This is a genomic window from Arthrobacter sp. NEB 688 (assembly GCF_013201035.1).
Lineage (GTDB): Bacteria > Actinomycetota > Actinomycetes > Actinomycetales > Dermatophilaceae > Phycicoccus.
Window position 1 is genome coordinate 264,273 of the sequence record NZ_CP053707.1, and the last position, 20,228, is coordinate 284,500.

A 20,228-nucleotide genomic window follows, 5' to 3' on the forward strand; every position below is an offset into this window, starting at 1 on the left:
GGGATGCCGCCGCGCGCCGCCCTAGGCTGGGCCGGTGGCCGGCCAGCGACCCGTGGGTGTCATCACCCGCGGCACCACCAACCCCAACCGGCTGCGGCGGTGCGACCGCTGGCTCGCCGGCCCGCAGGCGTGGCGGCTGCGCCGGGCCGGCACCTCCCCCGTCGTCGTCGACCTCGGCTACGGCGCCTCCCCCGTCACGGCCCTCGAGCTGCACGACCGGCTGCGGCGGGTGCGCCCCGACGTCGAGGTGGTGGGCGTCGAGATCGACCCGGCGCGCGTGGCCGCCGCGCGGCCCCTCGAGCGTCCGGGGCTGCGCTTCGTGCGCGGCGGCTTCGAGGTGCCGCTGCCCGGCGGGGCGCGACCGGTGCTCGTGCGCGCCTTCAACGTCCTGCGGCAGTACGACGAGGACGAGGTCGAGCGGGCCTGGGCCACGGTCGTCGAGCGGCTGGCGCCCGGCGGGCTGCTCGTCGACGGCACGTGCGACGAGCTCGGCCGGCTCGCGGCGTGGGTCGCGGTCGGCGCCGACGGCCCCGAGACGCTGACGCTCTCGTGGCGGCTGCGCGGGCTCGAGCGGCCCGGCGTCGTCGCCGAGCGCCTGCCGAAGGCCCTCATCCACCGCAACGTGCCGGGCGAGCCGGTGCACGCGCTGCTCGGCGCGCTCGACGACGCGTGGCTGCGGCAGGCGCCGCTCGCGTCCTACGGGGTGCGGCAGCGGTTCATCGCGACGGCCGCCGCGCTCCGGGAGGCCGGCTGGCCGCTCGTCGGCGGACCGTCACGCTGGCGGCTCGGCGAGCTGACGCTCGACTGGGCCGCCGTCGCGCCTCACCAGGGGCCGTAGGGGCCCTGCCGCCCGGTGCTGCCGCGGCCCGTCACCTGGTCGAGCGCCGGCTTGACGTCGGCGAGGTAGACGCCGGCGCCGATGAGCGCCGCGATGCCGAGCAGGCCGAGGGCCGCCGGGCTCGCCGCGGTCGCGAAGCCGATGAGTGCGGCGACGCCCGTCACGAGCATCCAGAAGTTCTTCGTCCGCTTGCCGGCCGCGACGAACGCGTCGGGGCGCCGACGGACGCAGTCGACGAGGGCCCAGAGCTCGACGCCGAGCGCGGCGATCGAGAGCACCAGGTAGACGGCGTACTGCGCGTTGGCCAGCCAGCTCATGACCCCAGCCTAGGTGTCAGACGTCGAGGAGGATGGTCACCGGGCCGTCACCGACGAGCTCGACCTCCATGTGCGCCCCGAACCGACCGGTCGCCACCTCGACGCCCCGCTCGCGCAGCTCGGCCACGACCGCCTCGACGAGCGGCTCCGCGACCGGGCCGGGCGCGGCGGCGTTCCACGACGGACGCCGGCCCTTGCGGGTGTCGGCGTAGAGGGTGAACTGGCTGACGACGAGCACCGGCGCCCCCTCGTCGAGCACCGAGCGCTCGTCGTGGAGGATGCGCAGCTCGGCGATCTTGCGGGCGAGCGTCGCCACCTGCTCGGGCCCGTCGTCGTGGGTCGCCCCGACGAGGGCCACGAGCCCCGGCCGGTCGATCGCACCGACGACCTCGCCCTCGACGCGGACGGCCGCCCGCGTCACCCGCTGGAGGACCGTCCTCACGCGCGCCCCGCGTCGAGCCCGACGGCGACGACGGCCCCGACCGGGGCGCCGTGGCCGAGGACGGGCGCGTCCTCGAGCCGTGCGTAGGCGTCCGACGCGACCCCGAGCCGGCGCAGCACGGCCGCGAGGATGACGGGCCGGGCGCGCTGGCCGCCGTCGGCGACCTTGAGCGCGATGCCCCGGCCGTCGGGCAGCCCGACCGCGTAGACCGACTCGGCGCCGTCCTTGGCGACGACGCCCGCCGTGCCGCGGATCAGCGCGGTGACGTCGCGCCGGGTGCCGCCGAGCATCTCGGGGTGGGCGCGGACGGCCTCGGCGACCCGGCCCTCGTCGGTGCCCGGGTCGGCGGCGGCGACGCGGCCGAACGCCCGCGCGAGGCCGGCGAGCGACACGGCCATCACCGGGGCGCCGCAGCCGTCGACCGCCGTGGCCGCGACCGGCTCGCCGGCGAGGTCGGCCAGCGTGGCGTCCATCAGGCGCTGGAGCGGGTGCTGCGGGTCGAGGTAGGTCGTGGGGTCCCAGCCGGCGGCGCGGCAGGCGGCGAGCATCCCCGCGTGCTTGCCGGAGCAGTTCTGGGCGAGCGGGGAGGCGGCCCGACCGGCGGCGAGCCAGGCGTCGCGCTCCTGCGGGTCGTAGGGCAGGTCGGGGGTGTTCTGCAGGTCGGCCTCGGTCAGGCCGGCGCCCTCGAGCATCGCGCGGACCCCGTCGAGGTGGAAGGCCTCGCCGCTGTGGCTGGCGCTCGCGAGGGCGAGGTGCGGCGGCGGCAGCTCCAGGCCGGCGCGCAGCATCGCCACGGCCTGGACCGGCTTGTTGGAGCTGCGCGGGAAGACCGGGTCGTCGGCGGCGCCCCAGGCCTGCTCGAGGCTGCCGTCGGGGGCGGTGACGGCGACGCTCGCGCGGTGCGCGGACTCGACGACCCCGCCGCGCACGACGTGGGCGAGGACGGGGGCGTCCGCCAGCGCGGGCGGGGTGGGCAGGGCGGCGGGGCGGGCAGCGGGCTCGGACACGCCTGCGACCCTAGCGCCGCCGCTCCCCCGGGGCGCTCCCCCGCCTCACCGGTCGAGAGACGAGAACGTGCCGTGCGCCCCGGGGGGCACACGGCACGTTCTCGTCGTTCGTCCGGGTCAGTCGCCGACCTTGGCGGCGCCGGCCTCGACCGCCTTCTCGACGGCCTTGACCGTCTTGCGGGCGCTCGTCGTGGCGGCCTTCGCGGAGGAGGTCGTCTTCTTCGCGGCCTTCTTGGTCGTCGTGCTCGTGCGCTTGGCCGCGGTGCGCGTGCGCTTGGCGGCGGCGGTGACCTCGGTCTCGGCGACCTTGGCGTCCTGCTCGACGGTCTCGGTGACGACGTCGGTGGCCTTGGCGGCCTCCTTGCGGCCGACCGTGACGGTGGCCTTGGCGGAGCGCTCGACCTCGGCGGCGGCCTTGCGGGCGGTCGTGACCGCACCCTTGGCCTGCGCGACGGTGGTCTCGGCCTGGGCGACGAGGTCCTTCGTGGCCTGCTGGCGACGGATGCGGGCGACGATGTCCTTGCCGCGCAGGACGAGGTCGTCGTAGCCCTCGGAGACCTTGCCGCCGACGACGAGGCCCTGGTTGACGGCGAGGGCCGGGAGGTCCTTGACCTGGCCGGCGACGGTGGTGACGCGGGCCTGGATGGCGGCGGGGGCGAGGTCGGCGCGAGCGGCCTCGACACGCTTGGTCATCTCGGCGCGGCGGGCGTCGGCGCGCTTCTGGGCCTCACGGACCTTCTCGACGGCGAGGTCGGTGGCGCCGGCGAGGGCGTAGAGGGGGGTGGTGTCGACGGTCTTGCGGAGGTCGTCCTTGACGGCCATGGTGGGCTCCTTCGTGGGGGGTCTGCGGTGCTGACGGTGTCTGGGTGGCCCGGCGGGCGGCGCTGCCGTGGGGCGGTGCGGCCTCAGGGCCGGGCGTCGTCCTCGACGTAGGACTCGTAGATGTCGAGGAGGGTCTTCTTCTGCCGCGGGGTGAGGCGGGGGTCCTCGGCGAGCGCCCGACGGACGTCGGGGGCGTCGTCCGGGGACGCGGCGTGCTCGGCGTCGAGGATGCCGGCGCGCACGTAGAGCGACTCGGCCGAGACCTCGAGGCCCTTCGCGAGCTGCTGGAGGATCTCGGCGCTCGGGCGCTTGAGCCCGCGCTCGATCTGCGACAGGTAGGGGTTCGACACCCCGGCGAGCTCGCTGAGCTGACGCAGGGAGAGCCGGGCGGACCGGCGCTGCTCGCGCAGGTACTCCCCGAGGCTCTCGCCCAGGTCGTTCAGCGGGTTCTTGCTCATGCCTCCAGTGTGCTTGCTCCAGTTAGCAAAATGCAAACTGGGGCAAGCGTGAGTCGGGCCACACCACCCCGACATGCCGCGAACATGTGTGAACTCGCCGGAGAACACCGGCGAGTTCACACACGTTCGCGGAGAGCCTGGGGGGTCAGGCGGCGGCGGCCTCGTGGCGGCGGCGCAGCGAGATGTCGGCGCACTCGACGCAGGTGTCGTCCGAGACGACGCCGAGGCGCATCAGCTGGGCGAAGGCGAAGCAGCCGGCGCAGAAGCCGACGAAGGCCTCGAGCGCGGCGAAGAGCGTGAGCACCGAGAGGAGCACGACGGTGACGACCGGGGCGCCGAGCGCGAGGGCGAGCGTGCCGGCGGCGGTGAACGCCAGGCCGATGCCCTGCGCGAACCGCTTCGGGGCGCCGGAGACCATCCGGGGCTCGCCCAGGCGCGGCGCGACGACCTGCGTCGCGAGGCGACCGAAGGGGTCGAAGCGGGGGCCGGCGGCGACGCGCAGGGCGAAGCCGACGGCGAGGACGGCGGTCAGCCACAGCCAGCCGGTCGCGAGCGCCACGACGGCGACGAGGACGACCTGCGCGGCGACGGCCCGCGCGGCCTTCTCGTTGACGACCGCCGGGAAACCGATCAGTGAACGCATGGAGGCCATAACGCTGGATTATGCGACCGGCATTCCCCGGCTGCCGCCCGGTCCACCCCTCGGACCCCACCGCCAGGCCCCACCGCGAACGTGTGTGAACACGCCGGTGAAGACCGGCGTGTTCACACACGTTCGCGGGAGGGGGAGGGTGCCGCGAGGGTCAGCGGGTGGGGCGGCGGTCCTTGATGCCGAGCAGCTCGCGCGCCTGCTCGCTCGTCAGGGCCGGGCGCTGCATCGTCGCCGCGAGCTCCGCGGCCCGGGCCACGAGCTCGTCGTTGTGCTGGACGACCTGGCCACGCCGGTAGACGACGTTGTCCTCCATCCCGACCCGCAGGTGCCCGCCGGCCGAGAGCGCCGCGGCCATCACCGGCAGGTGTCCGCGGCCGATGCCGGTCGCCGACCACGAGGTCACCTCGGGCGGCAGCATGGCCACGCCGGCCATGAGCGCCGCGGTCGTCGCGGGCATCCCACCGGGCACGCCGGTGACGAAGTCGACGTGCACCCGGCCGCCGAACGGCAGCCCGTGGGTGTCGAGGAGCCGCGCGAGGGCGTGGACGTGCCCGAGGTCGAAGAGCTCGAACTCGGGGACGACCTCGCGCTCCTGCGCCTGGACGTAGAGGTCGCTCATGAACCCCCACGGGTTGAGGAACACGTCGTCGCCGAAGTTCGTCGTGCCGCAGGTGAGCGAGCAGGAGTCCGGCTCGGCGTCGAGGACGGTGAGGCGCTGCTCGAGCGGGTCGTGCACCGAGCCGCCGGTCGAGAGCTGGACGACGAGGTCGGTGGCCTCGCGCAGCGCGTCGACCGCCGCGCGCAGGTACCCGCCGTCGAGCGTCGGACGGTGCTCGGCGTCGCGGATGTGCAGGTGGACGAGCGAGGCGCCGGCGGCCTCGCAGCGCTGCGCGGTCTCGACGACCTCCTCGAGGGTCGTCGGCAGCTGCGGGAGGTCGGCCTTGGCGTGCTCCGCCCCGGTCGGCGCGACGGTGATGAGGGTGCCGGTCACCCCGGCGGACGGCGTCGTCATGGCGTCATCCTGTCAGGCTCGACCGCCCGACCGCCATCCGGCGCCGATGCACCCACGCCGGAGGATCTTCGGCAATCAGCCCCGAACGACGACGGTCTGTGCGGCCGAGATGCCGTCGACGACGAAATCGACGTCCTCGGCGACCGACCGCTTGACGACGGCGAGCGCGACCGGCCCGTCCTCGTGGTGGCGCGCGACGCTCGTCAGCCGCCCGACCTCGCGGCCCTCGAGCGTGACCGGCGACCCGACGGCCGGCAGGACGTGCCCGGAGCCGTCGAGGTGGAGGAAGACGACCCGCCGCGGCGGCCGCCCGAGGTTGTGGACCCGGGCGATCGTCTCCTGGCCGCGGTAGCAGCCCTTGTGCAGGTGCACGGCCGTGCGCAGCCAGTCGACCTCGTGCGGGATGGTGCGGTGGTCGGTCTCGTGCCCGAACCGCGGGCGCCACGCGGCGACGCGCAGTGCCTCGGCCGCCCAGGTGCCGGCGAGCGGCCGGTCACCGACGGCGGCCTCGATCCCGCCGCGCGGCACGAGCAGCTCGCGCCACGCCCGGCCCTCGCCGGCGTGCCCCTCGACCGGGCCGTAGGCGGCGGTGTCACCGACGAGCCGGGGCCACGGGTCGACCCAGGCGAGCGGCTCGCCGTCGGCGGACTCGGAGCCGACGGGCTCGCCGAGGACGGCCCAGGCGTCGCTGACGTCGGCGACCTCGACGCGCAGCATGAAGCGCATCGACTCCAGCCACGCGACGAGCGCGGGCGCGGTGCCGGGCTCGAGCGAGAGCCACGTCGTGGCGCCGTCGTCGACGACGTGCAGCGCGTGCTCGACGTGGCCCTTGGGCGAGAGCACGAGCGACTCCGCGGAGCTGCGCGGCGCCAGCCCGGCCAGCTGCTGGGTCGTCATCGAGTGCAGCCAGGTGAGCCGATCGGGGCCGCTCACCGTGACGACGCCGCGGTGCGAGAGGTCGACGACGGCCAGCCCCTCGGCCAGCAGGCGCTGCTCGCGCATCGGGTCGCCGTAGTGGGCGGCGACCCCGGCGTCGAGCCCCTCGCCCTCGACCGCACCGTGGCGGTCGAGCAGCGGGGAGCGGGTGGTCTGGACGGATGCGGTCACGGGTCCTCCCGGCAGGTGCGGCACAGCCCGTGGACGGCGGCGTGACCGACGTCGGCGGCGAAGCCGAGGCGGTCGTCGACCCGGGCCACCAGCTCGTCGGCGACGTCGAGCGGGAGCTCGCCGACCCAGCCGCAACCGCGGCAGACGAGGTGGAGGTGGGTCGCGTGCTCGGCCAGGTGGTAGCTGGGGCTGCGGTGGTCGACGTGCGTGTGGGCGATCAGCCCGAGCTCCTGGAGCGCGTCGAGCGAGCGGTAGACGGTCGAGACCGGCACGGCGCCCCCACCGTCGGTGGCGACGGCGTCGGCCACCTCGTCGGGGGTGGCGTGCCCGAGCCGGCCCACGGCCGCGAGCACGCGCTCGCGCTGCGTCGTCAGACGCTTGCCGCGCGCACGCAGGCGCTCACCGAGGTCGCTCACCCCTCCAATGTAGGCCGACCCCCGGACGTCACCCAGCCCGCCTTCCTACACTGACCCGGTGAGCGGACAGAACCTCGACCTGCTCGGGTTCGGTGACGACCGCCCCGAGCGCCCCGACGACGCCCCCGACGAGGGCGGGCAGCGCCCCCCGCGGCGGCGCCTGCGCCGGGTGCTGACCGTCGTCGGCGTGCTCGTCCTGCTCGTCGCGCTCGCCGTCGGCGGGTTCGTCGGCTACCTCGGCTGGCGCGTCTCCGACAACGTCACGCAGGCCGACCTCCTGCCGACCGCGCCGCCGCCGACCGTCGCCTCCGACGGCACGCCGATCACGATCGGCCGCGACAAGGGCACGAACTTCCTGCTGATCGGGTCCGACAGCCGGGGCGCCGACCGCGGTCGCGCCGACGTCATCGTCCTCGTCCACGTGCCGAAGGACCCGACGTCCATCCAGATGGTCCACTTCCCCCGCGACCTCTTCGTCGACATCCCGGGCCACGGCAAGAACAAGATCAACGCCGCCTACGCGTTCGGGGGCGAGCCGCTGCTCGTCGAGACCCTCCAGGACCTCGTCGGCATCAAGATCGACCACGTCGCCCGCACCGACTTCGAGGGCTTCAAGAACATGACGGACGCCGTCGGCGGCGTGCGCGTCTACGCCGAGGAGGGCAACGACGCGAACGGCAACGGCGGCAAGGCCATCCAGAAGGGTTGGAACACCCTCGACGGCGAGCAGGCGCTGGCGTTCGTCCGCGAGCGCTACGAGCTGAGCGAGGGCGACATCTCCCGCGGCAAGCGCCAGCTGGCGTTCGTCAAGGCGCTGCTGCTCAAGGCGACGAGCGGCGAGACCGTCCGCAACCCGCTGGCCGTCGCCCGGTTCGCCGACGCCGCGACGAAGAACCTCGTCGTCGACCGGGACCTGAGCATCGGGACGATGAAGGACTACGCCCTCGAGCTGCGCGGCATCCGCGCCTCGGACGTCGTCTTCGCGACGGCGCCGTTCTCCGGCTTCGGGACGGACCCGAACGCGGGCAGCATCGACATCGTCGACGAGCAGGGCATGGCGCTGCTCGGCAAGGCGCTGCGCGCGGACCGGATGGACGACTACCTCGACGTCTACGTCGCCCCCTGACCCCCAGGTCCAGAGGGGCCCGGGGGCGCCCGGCGTCACTCGACGCGCTTGAGCTCCGCGGAGACGTGGGACTGCAGCGGCTTCCCGACGGCGGCCATGTCCATGACCCACATGAGGTTGGAGTTGACGTACCCGTAGAGCCGGTGCGCCGCCGTGTACTCCTTGGCGTCGGGGCTGCGCATCACGCCGTCGGTGCGCAGCTCGACCTTGGCGGGCTCGGCGACGCCGGCGTACATCTCGACGAAGCCGGTGGGGTGCGCGAGGAGCAGCTCGACGTTGGTGCCGTCGGACGCCTCGGTCACCGGGCGCCAGAAGCCGGTCTCGGTCGCGAGCGGGCGGACCTGGTTGCCCTCGTCGTCGAGGAGCCAGGTACGCGACTCCCAGCGCAGGAAGCGGCGGCCGTCGTGGCTGCAGACGACCTCCTGCCCGAACCGCTGCGACTCGATGGTCGGGTAGCCGACGAGGCCGGCCCCCGCCCAGGTGCCGACGAGCCAGGCGAGGGGGGCGAGATCCTCGTGGAGGGTGGTGTCGAGCGTGAAGACCATAGGGTCCAGTCTATGGATGACGCCGCCTCCACCCTCGTCGTCAAGGTCACGTGCGGTCCGGAGGCCCCCGAGCGGCTGGCCCAGGGCCTCACCGTCGCGGCCACGGCGCTCGCGTCCGGGCTGGAGGTGAGCCTCTGGCTGACGGGGGACGCCGCGTGGATGGCGGTGCCGGGGCGGGCCGAGGCAGTCGACCTGCCGCACTCCGCGCCGCTGGCCGAGCTGCGCGACGCGGTGCTGGAGGGCGGCCGGGTCACGGTCTGCGGCCAGTGCGCGGCCCGGCGGGACCTCACCGTCGACGACCTGCTGCCCGGGGCGACCATCCGCGGGGCCGCCGCGTTCGTCGAGGAGGTCGTGGCGCCGGCGACGCGGGCGCTCGTCTACTGAGCCGGCGGTGGCCCATCGGGGCGTGCAGCAATCGACACTTTCGTCAGTTGGTGCACGCACCACCGACCCCGGAGCGTGCAGGAATCGACACTTTCGTCACTTTCTGCACGCGTCGGTCAGCCGACGAGCCAGAGCGAGATGCCGTAGGCGACGACCCCCGGCACGAGCAGCGACGCGGCCCCGGTCGCCAGCTGACAGCGGACCGCGGTGACCGGCGGCAGGACGACGAGGGTGCGGCGCAGCGCGTGCGCGACGGCCGAGCAGAGGACGCCGACGAGGGCGGCCGTCCCCGCCCCGGGCCCCCCGAGGACGCTCGCCGTGACGAGCGCACCCGCGCCGCCGAGGAGCATCGAGAGCGGGAGCAGCCACCCACGCAACACCCGGACCCCGGCGGCGAGGTCGGCGAGCGAGCCGACGGCGACGGCCACGAGCGCGGCCGTCGCGAGGTCGGTCGGGCGGGGCGAGCGGGCCAGCGGCAGCCACGTCGTGCCCACGGCGACGAGGCCGAGGCCGAACGCGGTGATGCCGATCGACTCCGTGAGGCGCGGGCGGCCGTCACGCCGGACGATCTGGTGGACGAACATCACGCCGAGCGCGACGGCGAGCGCCACCGGCACGAGCCGCAGCCACGGCTCGTCGGAGGTCGCGGCCCCGGCCGCCGGCGCGAGCACGCCGGCCACACCGACCGCGAGGGAGGCCCCGAAGCGGCTCGAGCTGCCGAGCAGGCGCGGCCAGCCCCACGCGACGACGAGGCCGGTCCAGGCGAGGCCCGCCGCGAGGACGACGGCGTCGGTGCGCAGGGCGAGGACGAGGAGCGCGCCGAGGACGAGCGTGACGGCCACGACCAGCGGCCGCACGACGGTCGCCATCTCGGGCAGGACCGGGTGCCGGCGCAGCGACTCCAGCCGGGCGCGGCGCGAGGCCCGCGTCTCGACGGCGGAGGCGCCGTCCCCCGAGGCGCCGTCCACCGGCGCGTCCGCGGGGACGGTGTCGAGCGCCGTCACGCCGGGCGCGCCGTCCCCCGAGGCACCGTCGGCCCCCACGGGCGCGTCGGATGCCTCGGCGCCTGCGCCGTCCGGGTGCTCGTCCACGCCCGGCATCCTCGCATCACCCACCGGCGAACGGCGGGAGCACCTCGACCGTGGCCCCCGGCGGGAGGGGGTCGTCCCCGGAGGCCGCGAGGCCGTCGACGAGGACCGAGCAGACGGGCAGCACCGCGGCGAGCCCCGGCCGGGCCTGCGCGAGGGCGGCGATCAGGCCGCCGACCGTCGGCGGCGCCGGCACGCTCTCGCCGTCGACCCCGGCCGCGGCCCGGGCCCCGGCCCAGTAGCGCACCGTGACGACCGCCCCCGCGGAGGCGTCTGTCCCATCGGAGGCCGTGGCCCCGTGCCGTACGTCCATGACCGCCTATCCTGTGGGGCGATGGCCCACCTGCTGCTGTTGACGAACACCTTGGCCCCCGCGGCCGAGGTCCTCCCGGCGCTCGGGCTGCTCAGCCACCATGTTCGCATCCTCCCGGCGGAGGCGTCGGCGCTCGTCGACGCACCCGACGCGGACGGGGTGCTCGTCGACGCCCGCCGCGAGCTGGCGATGGCACGCTCCCTCTGCCGCGTCCTCACGACGACCGGGGTGTCGGGGCCGCTGTTCGCCGTCGTCACCGAGGGCGGGCTCGCCGGCCTGACGAGCGAGTGGGGCCTCGACGACGTCCTCCTCGACACCGCCGGCCCGGCCGAGGTCGAGGCCCGGCTGCGGCTCGCGCTCGGCCGCCGCGCCGAGACGGCCGACGACGAGGCCGGGCCCATCACGGCCGGGGCGCTCGTCATCGACGAGGCCACCTACTCCGTGCGGCTGCGCGGGCGGCTGCTCGACCTCACGTACAAGGAGTTCGAGCTCCTCAAGTACCTCGCGCAGCACCCGGGCCGTGTCTACACGCGCTCGCAGCTGCTCCAGGAGGTCTGGGGCTACGACTACTTCGGCGGCACCCGCACCGTCGACGTCCACGTGCGCCGGCTGCGGGCGAAGCTCGGCACCGAGCACGAGCTGCTCATCGGCACGGTGCGCAACGTGGGCTACCGCTTCGTCCCGGAGGCCGCGGGCGTCGACGGCGAGCTCGAGGAGGTCGAGGGCTGACGTGGGCGACACCATCCACCTGGAGGCCGTCGACGGCGACCTCGCCGCGGCCCTGCGCGGGCTGTGGGCCCGGGCCGAGGAGGCCGACGGGGTCGGCGCGGTCTCGGAGGCCTTCCGGCTGGCCGTCGGTCCCGCGCGCGACGGGGTCGTCCACCTCGTGCGGCGCGAGGGCGACGAGGTCGTCGGGTACGCGCAGGTCGCGTCCGCCGGAACCCCCGACGCCGTCGCCGAGCTCGTCGTCGACGCGGCGCACCGGCGCGCCGGGCACGGCTGCGCGCTGCTCGACGCCGCCCTCGCCGAGGACACCCGCTCGGTGTGGGCGCACGGCGACCTGCCGGCCGCCCGGTCGCTCGCGGCGTCCGCCGGGCTCGAGCGCACCCGCGAGCTGTTCCGGATGGCCCGTCCGCTCACCGCCGACGACGCCACCGACCCGGTCCTGCCCGAGGGCTGCACGGCGCGGGCCTTCGAGCCGGGGCGCGACGACGAGGACTGGGTCGCGCTCAACGCCGCCGCCTTCGCGCACCATCCCGAGCAGGGCCGGCTCACGGTGGCCGACCTGCGCGAGCGGATGGAGCAGGACTGGTTCGACCCCGAGGGCTTCATCCTCGTCGAGCGCGACGGCCGCGTCGTGGCCTTCCACTGGACCAAGGTCGAACCCGGTTCCAGGAGCGGAGAGGTCTACGTCGTGGGGGTCGACCCGGCCGAGCAGGGCCACGGCCTCGGCGGCCCGCTGACCCGCCTCGGCACGGCGCACCTGGCCCGCCGCGGCCTGGCCGAGGTCGAGCTCTACGTCGACGGCGACAACACCGCGGCGCGGCGCACGTACGCGCGGCTCGGCTTCGAGGACGCCGCGGTCGACGTGCAGTACACCGTCCCCCGCTGACCCTCCCCCGCCTCCGTCCCGGCTACACCGCAGTACCCGTCGCTGCAGCAACACTTACTGCGGTGTAGCGCGCGACGGGCCTCGGGAGGGCACGCCGGGCGCCCCGGGTGGCGCGAGCGGGCGGGCAGCGGGAGAGTGCCCGCATGCGCCGATCGCTGCCCGCCGCCCTCGTCTCCGTCGCCGCGCTCGCGGCCTCCCTCGTCGCCGCCGCTCCGGCGCACGCCGCGGGCGCTGACCGTCACCACGCCCCCCGCCTCGCCACCTCCACCCGGGTGGTCGACGCCGACCAGTCCTTCCGCGGCCTCGACGCCGTCGACCGGCGCACGGCCTGGGTCGCGGGCGGCAGCGTGTCGGGCGGCCCCGGCGGCGTGTGGCGCACCCACGACGGCGGCCGGCACTGGACCGACGTCTCGCCGCCGCAGACCGAGGGGCTGAACTTCCGCGACGTCGAGGTCACCGGGCGCGGCACGGTCACCGTGCTGGCCATCGGCGAGGGCGAGGCCTCCCGCATCTACCGCACCCGCGACGACGGTCGGACGTGGACCGAGACCTTCCGCAGCACCGAGCCCGCCGCGTTCTACAACTGCCTCGCGTTCTTCCCCGGGGGCCGCACCGGCCTCGCGGTGAGCGACCCGGTCGACGGCCGCTTCCGCATCGCCCGCACCACCGACGGCGGGCGCTCGTGGCGGGTCCTGCCGAGCACCGGGATGCCCGACAGCACCGGTGAGGCCAACTTCTCCGCCAGCGGCGAGTGCCTCACCGTCTCCGGGCGCGACGCGTGGTTCGGCAGCGGCGGCGAGCGCTCGCGGGTCTTCCGCTCGGGCGACCTCGGCCGCACCTGGACGGCCACCGACTCGCGCATCCCGGCCGGCGAGGCGGCGGGCGTCTTCGGCATCGCGGTCCGACCGGGTGTCGGCGGGCTCGCCGTCGGCGGCGACTTCTCCGCCCCGGACGACGGCGCGGACGCCACCTCGGTGAGCCGCGACGGCCGGCGCTGGGCCTCGGCCGGCGACCTGGAGCACCTCGGCGAGGACGTCGCCTGGCTGCCCGGCGTCCGCCGGGGCGCGGTCACGGTCGGCGAGAGCGGCGAGGTCGGCGGCGTCAGCGTGACGCTGGATGCCGGGCGCTCCTGGTACCGGCTCTCCGACACCGGGTTCCACACCGTCGACTGCACCACCGACGGCTCCTGCTGGGCCGCCGGGGGCAAGGGCCGTGTCGCGCGGGTGTCCATCGGCTGAACCGGCCGTGAGCGGGCTGACCGCCCGGGCACGGACCTGACAGGATGGACGCATGACGGACGAGACGGCGGTGGACGTCGAGGAGCAGGGCGGGACGGCGCGCGACGCCGCGGCCGACGCGTCGGCCGAGGGCGCCATCGTCAGCGAGGTCTCCATCGCGAGCGCCTCGGCCACGGAGACCCGGCAGCAGCCGCGCAGCGCCAACGGTCGCTTCGTCCGCGGCGCGCACCACGCCGAGCCCGAGGACGACGAGGGCCTGCCCGCCGACCGCTTCCTCGACCGCGAGATCTCGTGGCTGCAGTTCAACGAGCGTGTCCTCCAGCTCGCGGCCGACGACAACGTCCCGCTCCTCGAGCGCGCGCGCTACCTCGCGATCTTCGCCTCGAACCTCGACGAGTTCTTCATGGTCCGCGTCGCCGGGCTCAAGCGGCGCATCGCCACGGGCATCGCCGTGCGCTCGGCGTCCGGCCTCGAGCCGCGCGAGGTCCTCGAGCAGATCAGCCTCGTCGCGCACGAGCTGATGACGATGCAGGCCCGCGTCTACGCCGAGCAGGTGCGCCCGGCGCTGGAGTCCGAGGGCGTGACGATCGTCCACTGGGACGCCCTCTCCGACGACGAGCGCGAGCGGCTGGGCGGCGTCTTCACCTCGCGCCTCTTTCCCGTGCTCACCCCGCTGGCCGTCGACCCGGCGCACCCCTTCCCGTACATCTCGGGCCTCTCGCTCAACCTCGCGGTCATCCTCGTCAACCCGCGCACCGGAAAGGAGCACTTCGCCCGCGTCAAGGTGCCGCCGATGCTCCCGCGGCTCGTGCGCGTCGAGCCCGGGCCGGACGAGTCCCCGCTCGCCGACATGTACGACACCCGGTTCGTGCCGCTCGAGGACGTCATCGCGGCGCACCTCGACCAGCTCTTCCCGGGGATGGAGATCCGCGAGCACTTCACCTTCCGGGTGACGCGCAACGAGGACCTCGAGGTCGAGGAGGACGACAACGAGAACCTCCTCACCGCGCTCGAACGCGAGCTGACCCGGCGCCGCTTCGGCCCGCCGGTGCGCCTCGAGGTCGAGGAGGACATCGACGACCACGTCCTCGACCTCATCGTCCGCGAGCTCGGGGTCAACGGCACCGAGGTCTACCGGCTGCCCGCGCCCCTGGACCTGCGCGCGCTCAACGTCATCGCCGACCTCGAGCGCTCCGAGCTGCACTTCGAGCCGTTCGTGCCGCGCACCAACGCCGACCTCGCGCCGACCGAGTCGGCCAAGGCGCGCGACATCTTCGCCTCGATCCGCAAGCAGGACGTGCTGCTCCAGCACCCGTACGACTCGTTCTCGACCTCGGTGCAGGCGCTGCTCGAGCAGGCCGCGTCCGACCCCAAGGTCCTCGCGATCAAGCAGACGCTCTACCGCACGAGCGGCGACAGCCCCATCATCGACGCCCTCATCGACGCCGCCGAGGCCGGCAAGCAGGTGCTCGCGGTCGTCGAGATCAAGGCCCGCTTCGACGAGGAGAACAACATCTCCTGGGCCCGCAAGCTCGAGCACGCGGGCGTCCACGTCGTCTACGGCATCGTCGGGCTCAAGACCCACGCGAAGCTCTGCCTCGTCATCCGCCAGGAGGCGGAGGGGATGCGCCGCTACTGCCACGTCGGCACGGGCAACTACAACCCGAAGACCGCGCGCCTCTACGAGGACCTCGGGCTGCTCACCGACGACGAGCAGGTGGGCGAGGACCTCAGCCGCCTGTTCAACCAGCTGTCGGGCATCGCCCCGCGCAGCAAGTTCCGCCGCCTCCTCGTCGCGCCGCGCTCGGTCCGCTCGGGCCTCGTCGCGCACATCCACCAGGAGATCGAGCACGAGCGCGCGGAGCCGGGCAGCGGCTACATCGGCCTCAAGGTCAACTCCATCGTCGACGAGCAGATCATCGACGCCCTCTACCGCGCCTCGCAGGCCGGCGTGCGGGTGCAGCTGTGGGTGCGCGGCATCTGCGCGCTGCGGCCGGGGGTGCCGGGGCTGTCCGAGTCGATCGAGGTGCGCTCGGTGCTCGGGCGCTTCCTCGAGCACTCGCGCATCTTCTTCTTCGGCGGCGGGGGCGACCCGCTCGTCTACATCGGCAGCGCCGACATGATGCACCGCAACCTCGACCGCCGCGTCGAGGCACTCGTCCGGCTCACCGACCCGCGGCACATCGACGACCTGCGCTCGCTCATGGAACGCGGTGCGGCAGAGAAGTACTCGCACTGGGCGCTGGGGCCCGACGGTCGATGGACGCGCCACCACCTCGACGAGGAGGGCCAGCCGCTCGAGGACCTGCAGTCGGCGCTCGTCGAGATGCACGCCAAGCGCCGCCGCAAGGCCCGGCGCCGCTGATCGGCGCCGCCGTGCCGACGACGATCCCGGCCGCCGGGACCCTCCCCTGGCGGGTGCGCGGCCACGCGCTGCAGGTGGCCCTCGTGCACCGCCCGCGCTACGACGACTGGGCCTGGGCCAAGGGCAAGCTCGACGCCGGCGAGGAGTGGGCGCCGGCCGCCGCCCGGGAGACCGAGGAGGAGACCGGGCTGCGGGTGCGCCTCGGGGTGCCGCTGCCCGAGGCCCGGTACACGATGCTCGACAAGGACGGCCGGCCCGCCGACAAGGTGGTGCGCTACTGGGCGGCGCGCGTCGTCGGGGGCAGCGGCGAGCTGGTCAACGAGATCGACGACGTCGCGTGGCTCGACCCGCGCGAGGCCCACGACCGGCTCGACTACGCCCGCGACCGCGAGCAGCTGCGCGCCCTCGTCCGCCACCACCAGGCCGGCTCGCTCGACACCTGGCCGCTCGTGGTCGTCCGGCACGCCCGCGCCGTCGCGCGCGGCGCGTGGTCCGGGGGCGACGACACGCTGCGGCCCCTCGACGCCGCCGGCGTGACCCGGGCCTCGGCGCTGGTCGGGGTGCTCGCGGCGTACGCGCCCCGACGGGTCGTCAGCTCCCCGTCCGTGCGCTGCGTCGCGACCGTGGCGCCCTTCGCCGACTCGGCCGGGCTCGGCGTCCGCACCCGCGGCGGGCTGTCGGAGGAGGGCTTCGAGGAGGACCCCACGAAGGCCCCGCGGCGCGTCCTGCGCCTGCTCGAGGCGGGCCGGCCGACCGTGCTCTGCTCGCACGGCCCGGTGCTCCCCGCGGTGCTCGAGGTGCTCGCGCCCCTGGCGGCGGACGCCTCCGCGGCCGACCGGGCGCTGCTGCTCGCGGCGGCCGACGCGAAGCTCGTCAAGGGCGAGGCCCTCGTCCTGCACGTCGCCGGCACCGGGGCGGCGGCCCGCGTCGTCGCCGTCGAGCGCCACCTGCCCTGACCCGCACCTCGCACCCCGAAGCTCGACCCCATCCGCGGCCCACCCCACCCCGGAGCCCGACCCCACCCGCGCCCCCATCGCGAACGTGTGTGAAGAACGTCGTCATGCCGACGTCCTTCACACACGTTCGCAGGGCGGTGCGGGGGCGTCCCGGGGCGTCGTCGTCGCCCGCGACACGCACCCGTCCCCGTGGCCTGACCAACCCGTCGGCCGATGCTCGGGTGCTGTTCACGCCCCGTTCACCGGTGACGGGCCACGGCGTCACCCGGCCTCCTTACCGTCCTCAGCGTCGGACATCGATGTCCGGCACCACGACTCCCTTGACCTCCGAGAGGCACACCAGTGAAGACCCTCCGTTTCGGCCAGCTCGCGAGCATCGCCCTGGTCGGCTCCATCGCCCTTGCGGGGTGCGGTTCGGACAACAACGCGGGCACCGGCGCCACCGCCGGCAGCGGCTCGAGCGGCTCCGCCGCCACCGCGGACTGCTTCGACGGCACCCTGAACGCCGAGGGCTCCTCCGCCCAGAAGAACGCGTTCGACGAGGCCGCCGCCTCCTACAAGGCCGCATGCACCGGCGCCCAGGTCAACTACAACCCGACCGGCTCCGGCGCGGGCATCAAGCAGATGATCGCCGGCCAGGTCGACTTCGCCGGCTCCGACTCGGCGCTGAAGACCGAGGAGAAGGACGGGATCGTCGAGTCCGACGCCGCCGCGCAGACCTGCGGCTCCCCCGCCTGGAACCTCCCGATGGTCACCGGTCCGATCGCGATCGCGTTCAACGTCAAGGGCGTCGACTCGCTCACCCTGACGCCGGCCGTCGCCGCCGACATCTTCGCCGGCAAGATCACCACCTGGAACGACCCGAAGATCGCGGCGGTCAACTCCGGCGTCACCCTCCCGTCGACCGCCATCAAGGTCTTCTTCCGCTCCGACGAGTCGGGCACGACCGAGAACTTCACCAAGTACCTCTCGGCCGCCTCCGACGGTGGCTGGACGGCCGAGCCGGCGAAGAAGTGGACCGGCACGGGCGAGGGCAAGGAGAAGTCCGCCGGTGTCGCCGAGGGCGTCAAGTCCACCGACGGCGGCATCACCTACGTCGAGTGGAGCTACGCGAAGGACAACGACCTCGGTGTCGCGAAGGTCGACAACGGCGCCGGCGCCGTCGAGCTGACCGGCGAGACCGTCGGCAAGGCCGTCGAGGCCGCCCAGCCCGACGGCGAGGGCAACGACCTGCGCCTCAAGCTCGACTACGCGACCCAGGAGGCCGGCGCCTACCCGATCCTCCTCGTCACCTACGAGATCGTCTGCTCCAAGAACAAGGACGCCGAGAAGGGCAAGAACATCAAGTCCTTCCTCAAGCACTTCGCCTCCGCGGACGTGCAGAAGAGCCTCGAGGAGATCGGCTACGCCCCGCTCCCCAGCTCGGTCCAGACCAAGGTCGAGGCCGCCATCGAGGCCCTGTCCTGACCAGTATCGGCCGGCGGCCGCGGCCGCTGACCTGACCGCGAGGGGGCGGGCCCGACCGGCCCGCCCCCTCCGGCACGACCACCATCCGACGAGAGAACTGCGAGGAAGCCGTGTCGACCTCCATCACCGGCCGCTCGGCCGCCGACGAGCTGCCCGGACCCGACGGACGCCCACCGCTCCACGGGGACGGCGCCGGCACCGGTCGCCTCGGTGACCGGCTCTTCGGCGGGGCCGCCACGGCCTCCGGTGTCTTCGTCATCGCCCTCGTCACGCTCGTCGGCGTCTTCCTCGTCGCGCAGGCCGTCCCGGCCCTCCAGGCCAACCAGGCCAACTTCCTCACATCGCGCGAGTGGAGCACCGCCGGCGCGAACCCGCGGTTCGGCATCGTCGACCTGCTGTGGGCGACCGTCGTCACCTCGGTCATCGCGATGGCCATCGCCGTGCCGCTCGGGGTGGCCATCGCCCTCTTCATCACGCAGTACGCGCCGGCCTGGCTCTCGCGGCCGGCCGCGGCGACCATCGACCTGCTCGCCGCCGTCCCCTCCATCGTCTTCGGCTTCTGGGGGCTGACCATCGCCGGGCAGTACTTCGAGCCCGTCGCGAGCGTCATCGACGGGGCGCTCGGCTGGATCCCCTTCTTCGCCGAGTCCGAGGACGGACCGAGCGCCAAGAGCACGCTCGCGTTCGCCGGCGTCATCCTCGCGATCATGGTGCTCCCGATCGTCACCGCCATCTCGCGCGAGGTGTTCGCGCAGGTGCCGACCCCCCACAAGGAGGGCGCCCTCGCCCTCGGCGCGACGCAGTGGGAGATGATCCGCACCGCCGTCCTGCCGTTCGGCAAGCCGGGGGTCATCAGCGCCGCGATGCTCGGCCTCGGGCGGGCCCTGGGCGAGACCCTCGCGGTCACCATCCTCCTGTCGGCGCTCAACGAGGGCTCGGCGTTCTCGTCCTCGATCTTCAACGGGGGCGCGACGTTCGCCTCGAAGATCGCCCTCGGCATCCAGGAGGCGAACTCGGCCACGAGCACCGGGGCCCTCGTCGCCGCCGGGCTCGTCCTCTTCGTCCTGACCTTCGTCGTCAACGCGATCGCCCGCCTCATCATCGAGCGCAGGAAGGCCTTCACCGAATGAGCACCATCGAGCTCGAGGCCGGCCGCCGCGGCGGAAGCCCCGCCCCGGCCGCGCCGCCCGCCCTCGGTCCCAAGTCGGGGTCACGAGCGTTGCGCGACAACCTCGCCCGCATCGTCATGTGGTCGGCGTTCGCCCTCGGCGTCATCCCCCTCGTCTGGATCCTCGTCTCGACGGCCCTCAAGGGCGGCTCGATGCTGCTCGAGTCGCAGTGGTGGACGAACTCGCAGTCCGGGATCACCGACCGCCGGGTCGGCGGCGGTGCCGTGCACGCCATCCAGGGCACGCTGATCCAGGCGGCCGTGACCGCCGCGATCTCGGTGCCGGTCGGCATCATGACCGCGGTCTACCTCGTCGAGTACGGCCGGGGCCGGCTGGCGCGCACCGTCTCCTTCATGGTCGACATCCTCACCGGCATCCCCTCGATCGTCGCCGCGCTGTTCGTCTACGCGCTGTGGGTCACGACGTTCGGCTTCCAGCGGGTCGCCTTCGCGGTGTGCCTCGCGCTCGTGCTGCTGATGATCCCGACGATCGTCCGCTCGACCGAGGAGATGCTCAAGCTCGTGCCGAACGAGCTGCGCGAGGCGTCGTACGCCCTCGGCGTGCCGAAGTGGAAGACCATCTTCAAGGTGGTTCTCCCGACGGCGTTCTCGGGCATCGTCACCGGCGTGCTGCTCGGCATCGCGCGCGTCATGGGCGAGACGGCTCCGCTGCTCGTGCTCGGGCCGTACACGCCGGTCATCGTCACCGACCTGTTCGCGACGAACATGGCGACCCTGCCGACGATGATCAACCAGAGCCGCAGCGAGAACCTCCAGCCGGCGCTCGACCGGGTCTGGGGCGCGGCGCTCACCCTCATCCTCCTGATCTTCCTGCTGAACCTGCTCGGTCGCTTCGTCGGCCGGTTCAGCAAGGTCAAGAGCTGAAACCCCCTCT

General features: G+C 74.3%; 23 protein-coding genes. 11 read left to right on the forward strand and 12 right to left on the reverse strand.

What is annotated here, in order from left to right:
• Positions 1 to 34 precede the first annotated feature (34 nt).
• On the forward strand, positions 35 to 838 hold the full coding sequence (locus HL663_RS01245; protein WP_173026692.1) for a class I SAM-dependent methyltransferase: 804 nt from the start codon (positions 35 to 37) through the stop codon (positions 836 to 838).
• Here HL663_RS01245 and HL663_RS01250 read toward each other — a convergent pair.
• The 9 genes from HL663_RS01250 to HL663_RS01290 all read right to left on the reverse strand — a co-directional run bounded on the left by HL663_RS01250 (position 823) and on the right by HL663_RS01290 (position 7,071).
• On the reverse strand, positions 823 to 1,155 hold the full coding sequence (locus HL663_RS01250) for a DUF2516 family protein (protein ID WP_173026693.1): 333 nt from the start codon (positions 1,153 to 1,155) through the stop codon (positions 823 to 825). The two genes, HL663_RS01245 and HL663_RS01250, sit on opposite strands and share 16 nt — an antisense overlap.
• Positions 1,156 to 1,171: 16 nt before the next feature.
• On the reverse strand, positions 1,172 to 1,597 hold the full coding sequence (gene dtd, locus HL663_RS01255; RefSeq protein ID WP_173026694.1) for a D-aminoacyl-tRNA deacylase: 426 nt from the start codon (positions 1,595 to 1,597) through the stop codon (positions 1,172 to 1,174).
• Positions 1,594 to 2,604: an asparaginase gene (locus HL663_RS01260; RefSeq protein ID WP_286175840.1), complete on the reverse strand. Its 1,011-nt coding sequence runs from the start codon at positions 2,602 to 2,604 to the stop codon at positions 1,594 to 1,596. Before HL663_RS01260 ends, dtd begins: the two co-directional genes overlap by 4 nt.
• Before the next feature lie 117 nt (positions 2,605 to 2,721).
• Positions 2,722 to 3,426, reverse strand: a complete 705-nt coding sequence (locus tag HL663_RS01265; RefSeq protein ID WP_173026695.1) for a hypothetical protein — start codon at positions 3,424 to 3,426, stop codon at positions 2,722 to 2,724.
• 83 nt (positions 3,427 to 3,509) lie between these two features.
• Complete coding sequence (locus HL663_RS01270) at positions 3,510 to 3,884, reverse strand: helix-turn-helix domain-containing protein (RefSeq protein WP_173026696.1); 375 nt, start codon at positions 3,882 to 3,884, stop codon at positions 3,510 to 3,512.
• A 145-nt stretch (positions 3,885 to 4,029) separates the two neighbouring features.
• Positions 4,030 to 4,527, reverse strand: coding sequence for a DUF4395 domain-containing protein (locus HL663_RS01275; RefSeq protein ID WP_173026697.1), 498 nt, complete (start codon positions 4,525 to 4,527; stop codon positions 4,030 to 4,032).
• A 160-nt stretch (positions 4,528 to 4,687) separates the two neighbouring features.
• Complete coding sequence (locus tag HL663_RS01280) at positions 4,688 to 5,548, reverse strand: beta-keto acid cleavage family enzyme (protein WP_173026698.1); 861 nt, start codon at positions 5,546 to 5,548, stop codon at positions 4,688 to 4,690.
• Positions 5,549 to 5,623: 75 nt separating this feature from the next.
• Entirely contained in the window at positions 5,624 to 6,655 is a 1,032-nt protein-coding gene (gene ygfZ / locus HL663_RS01285; protein ID WP_286175841.1) for a CAF17-like 4Fe-4S cluster assembly/insertion protein YgfZ, read from the reverse strand.
• Positions 6,652 to 7,071, reverse strand: coding sequence for a Fur family transcriptional regulator (locus HL663_RS01290; RefSeq protein ID WP_173026699.1), 420 nt, complete (start codon positions 7,069 to 7,071; stop codon positions 6,652 to 6,654). Before HL663_RS01290 ends, ygfZ begins: the two co-directional genes overlap by 4 nt.
• 58 nt (positions 7,072 to 7,129) lie before the next feature.
• Between HL663_RS01290 and HL663_RS01295 the strand changes: the two genes are divergently transcribed.
• The gene (locus HL663_RS01295) at positions 7,130 to 8,197 is read left to right on the forward strand and encodes an LCP family protein (protein WP_286175842.1); all 1,068 of its coding nucleotides are present in this window, start codon (positions 7,130 to 7,132) and stop codon (positions 8,195 to 8,197) included.
• A gap of 35 nt (positions 8,198 to 8,232) precedes the next feature.
• Here the strand turns inward: HL663_RS01295 and HL663_RS01300 are convergent, their stop codons facing one another.
• Positions 8,233 to 8,742 (reverse strand): heme-binding beta-barrel domain-containing protein, encoded by a 510-nt coding sequence (locus tag HL663_RS01300; RefSeq protein ID WP_173026700.1) that lies wholly within the window; start codon positions 8,740 to 8,742, stop codon positions 8,233 to 8,235.
• 12 nt (positions 8,743 to 8,754) lie between these two features.
• Between HL663_RS01300 and HL663_RS01305 the strand changes: the two genes are divergently transcribed.
• Positions 8,755 to 9,126, forward strand: coding sequence for a DsrE family protein (locus HL663_RS01305; RefSeq protein ID WP_173026701.1), 372 nt, complete (start codon positions 8,755 to 8,757; stop codon positions 9,124 to 9,126).
• Positions 9,127 to 9,242: 116 nt separating this feature from the next.
• On the opposite strand, the gene HL663_RS01310 is transcribed toward HL663_RS01305, so the two are convergent.
• Positions 9,243 to 10,217, reverse strand: a complete 975-nt coding sequence (locus tag HL663_RS01310; protein WP_173026702.1) for a hypothetical protein — start codon at positions 10,215 to 10,217, stop codon at positions 9,243 to 9,245.
• 16 nt (positions 10,218 to 10,233) lie between these two features.
• Positions 10,234 to 10,527, reverse strand: a complete 294-nt coding sequence (locus HL663_RS01315; RefSeq protein ID WP_173026703.1) for a MoaD/ThiS family protein — start codon at positions 10,525 to 10,527, stop codon at positions 10,234 to 10,236.
• Between the two features lie 21 nt (positions 10,528 to 10,548).
• On the opposite strand from HL663_RS01315, the gene HL663_RS01320 reads away from it, so the two are divergent.
• The 8 genes from HL663_RS01320 (at position 10,549) to pstA (ending at position 20,218) form a co-directional block, all read left to right on the forward strand.
• On the forward strand, positions 10,549 to 11,256 hold the full coding sequence (locus HL663_RS01320; RefSeq protein ID WP_173026704.1) for a winged helix-turn-helix transcriptional regulator: 708 nt from the start codon (positions 10,549 to 10,551) through the stop codon (positions 11,254 to 11,256).
• Between the two features lies 1 nt (position 11,257).
• Positions 11,258 to 12,139: a mycothiol synthase gene (mshD, locus tag HL663_RS01325; RefSeq protein ID WP_173026705.1), complete on the forward strand. Its 882-nt coding sequence runs from the start codon at positions 11,258 to 11,260 to the stop codon at positions 12,137 to 12,139.
• 143 nt (positions 12,140 to 12,282) lie between these two features.
• Positions 12,283 to 13,377 carry a beta propeller repeat protein gene (locus HL663_RS01330; protein ID WP_173026706.1) on the forward strand — a complete coding sequence of 365 codons (1,095 nt, stop codon included), beginning with the start codon at positions 12,283 to 12,285 and terminating at the stop codon, positions 13,375 to 13,377.
• 52 nt (positions 13,378 to 13,429) lie between these two features.
• Positions 13,430 to 15,742 carry an RNA degradosome polyphosphate kinase gene (locus HL663_RS01335; protein ID WP_173026707.1) on the forward strand — a complete coding sequence of 771 codons (2,313 nt, stop codon included), beginning with the start codon at positions 13,430 to 13,432 and terminating at the stop codon, positions 15,740 to 15,742.
• A gap of 11 nt (positions 15,743 to 15,753) precedes the next feature.
• Positions 15,754 to 16,698 (forward strand): NUDIX hydrolase, encoded by a 945-nt coding sequence (locus tag HL663_RS01340; protein ID WP_286175843.1) that lies wholly within the window; start codon positions 15,754 to 15,756, stop codon positions 16,696 to 16,698.
• Positions 16,699 to 17,040: 342 nt separating this feature from the next.
• Complete coding sequence (gene pstS / locus HL663_RS01345) at positions 17,041 to 18,165, forward strand: phosphate ABC transporter substrate-binding protein PstS (protein ID WP_173026709.1); 1,125 nt, start codon at positions 17,041 to 17,043, stop codon at positions 18,163 to 18,165.
• Positions 18,166 to 18,275: 110 nt separating this feature from the next.
• Positions 18,276 to 19,295, forward strand: a complete 1,020-nt coding sequence (gene pstC, locus HL663_RS01350) for a phosphate ABC transporter permease subunit PstC (RefSeq protein ID WP_173026710.1) — start codon at positions 18,276 to 18,278, stop codon at positions 19,293 to 19,295.
• Complete coding sequence (gene pstA, locus HL663_RS01355) at positions 19,292 to 20,218, forward strand: phosphate ABC transporter permease PstA (RefSeq protein WP_173026711.1); 927 nt, start codon at positions 19,292 to 19,294, stop codon at positions 20,216 to 20,218. The genes pstC and pstA overlap by 4 nt, the downstream gene beginning before the upstream one ends.
• The last annotated feature ends 10 nt before the right edge of the window (positions 20,219 to 20,228 follow it).

Excerpts from the sequence above, each read along its gene's own strand:
- HL663_RS01250 (WP_173026693.1), bottom strand. The coding sequence starts at position 1,155 with ATGAGCTGGCTGGCCAACGCGCAGTACGCCGTCTACCTGGTGCTCTCG.
- HL663_RS01265 (WP_173026695.1), bottom strand. The coding sequence starts at position 3,426 with ATGGCCGTCAAGGACGACCTCCGCAAGACCGTCGACACCACCCCCCTC.
- HL663_RS01270 (WP_173026696.1), bottom strand. The coding sequence starts at position 3,884 with ATGAGCAAGAACCCGCTGAACGACCTGGGCGAGAGCCTCGGGGAGTAC.
- HL663_RS01275 (WP_173026697.1), bottom strand. The coding sequence starts at position 4,527 with ATGCGTTCACTGATCGGTTTCCCGGCGGTCGTCAACGAGAAGGCCGCG.
- HL663_RS01280 (WP_173026698.1), bottom strand. The coding sequence starts at position 5,548 with ATGACGACGCCGTCCGCCGGGGTGACCGGCACCCTCATCACCGTCGCG.
- HL663_RS01300 (WP_173026700.1), bottom strand. The coding sequence starts at position 8,742 with ATGGTCTTCACGCTCGACACCACCCTCCACGAGGATCTCGCCCCCCTC.
- HL663_RS01305 (WP_173026701.1), top strand. The coding sequence starts at position 8,755 with ATGGATGACGCCGCCTCCACCCTCGTCGTCAAGGTCACGTGCGGTCCG.
- HL663_RS01315 (WP_173026703.1), bottom strand. The coding sequence starts at position 10,527 with ATGGACGTACGGCACGGGGCCACGGCCTCCGATGGGACAGACGCCTCC.
- HL663_RS01320 (WP_173026704.1), top strand. The coding sequence starts at position 10,549 with ATGGCCCACCTGCTGCTGTTGACGAACACCTTGGCCCCCGCGGCCGAG.
- HL663_RS01330 (WP_173026706.1), top strand. The coding sequence starts at position 12,283 with ATGCGCCGATCGCTGCCCGCCGCCCTCGTCTCCGTCGCCGCGCTCGCG.
- HL663_RS01335 (WP_173026707.1), top strand. The coding sequence starts at position 13,430 with ATGACGGACGAGACGGCGGTGGACGTCGAGGAGCAGGGCGGGACGGCG.
- pstA (WP_173026711.1), top strand. The coding sequence starts at position 19,292 with ATGAGCACCATCGAGCTCGAGGCCGGCCGCCGCGGCGGAAGCCCCGCC.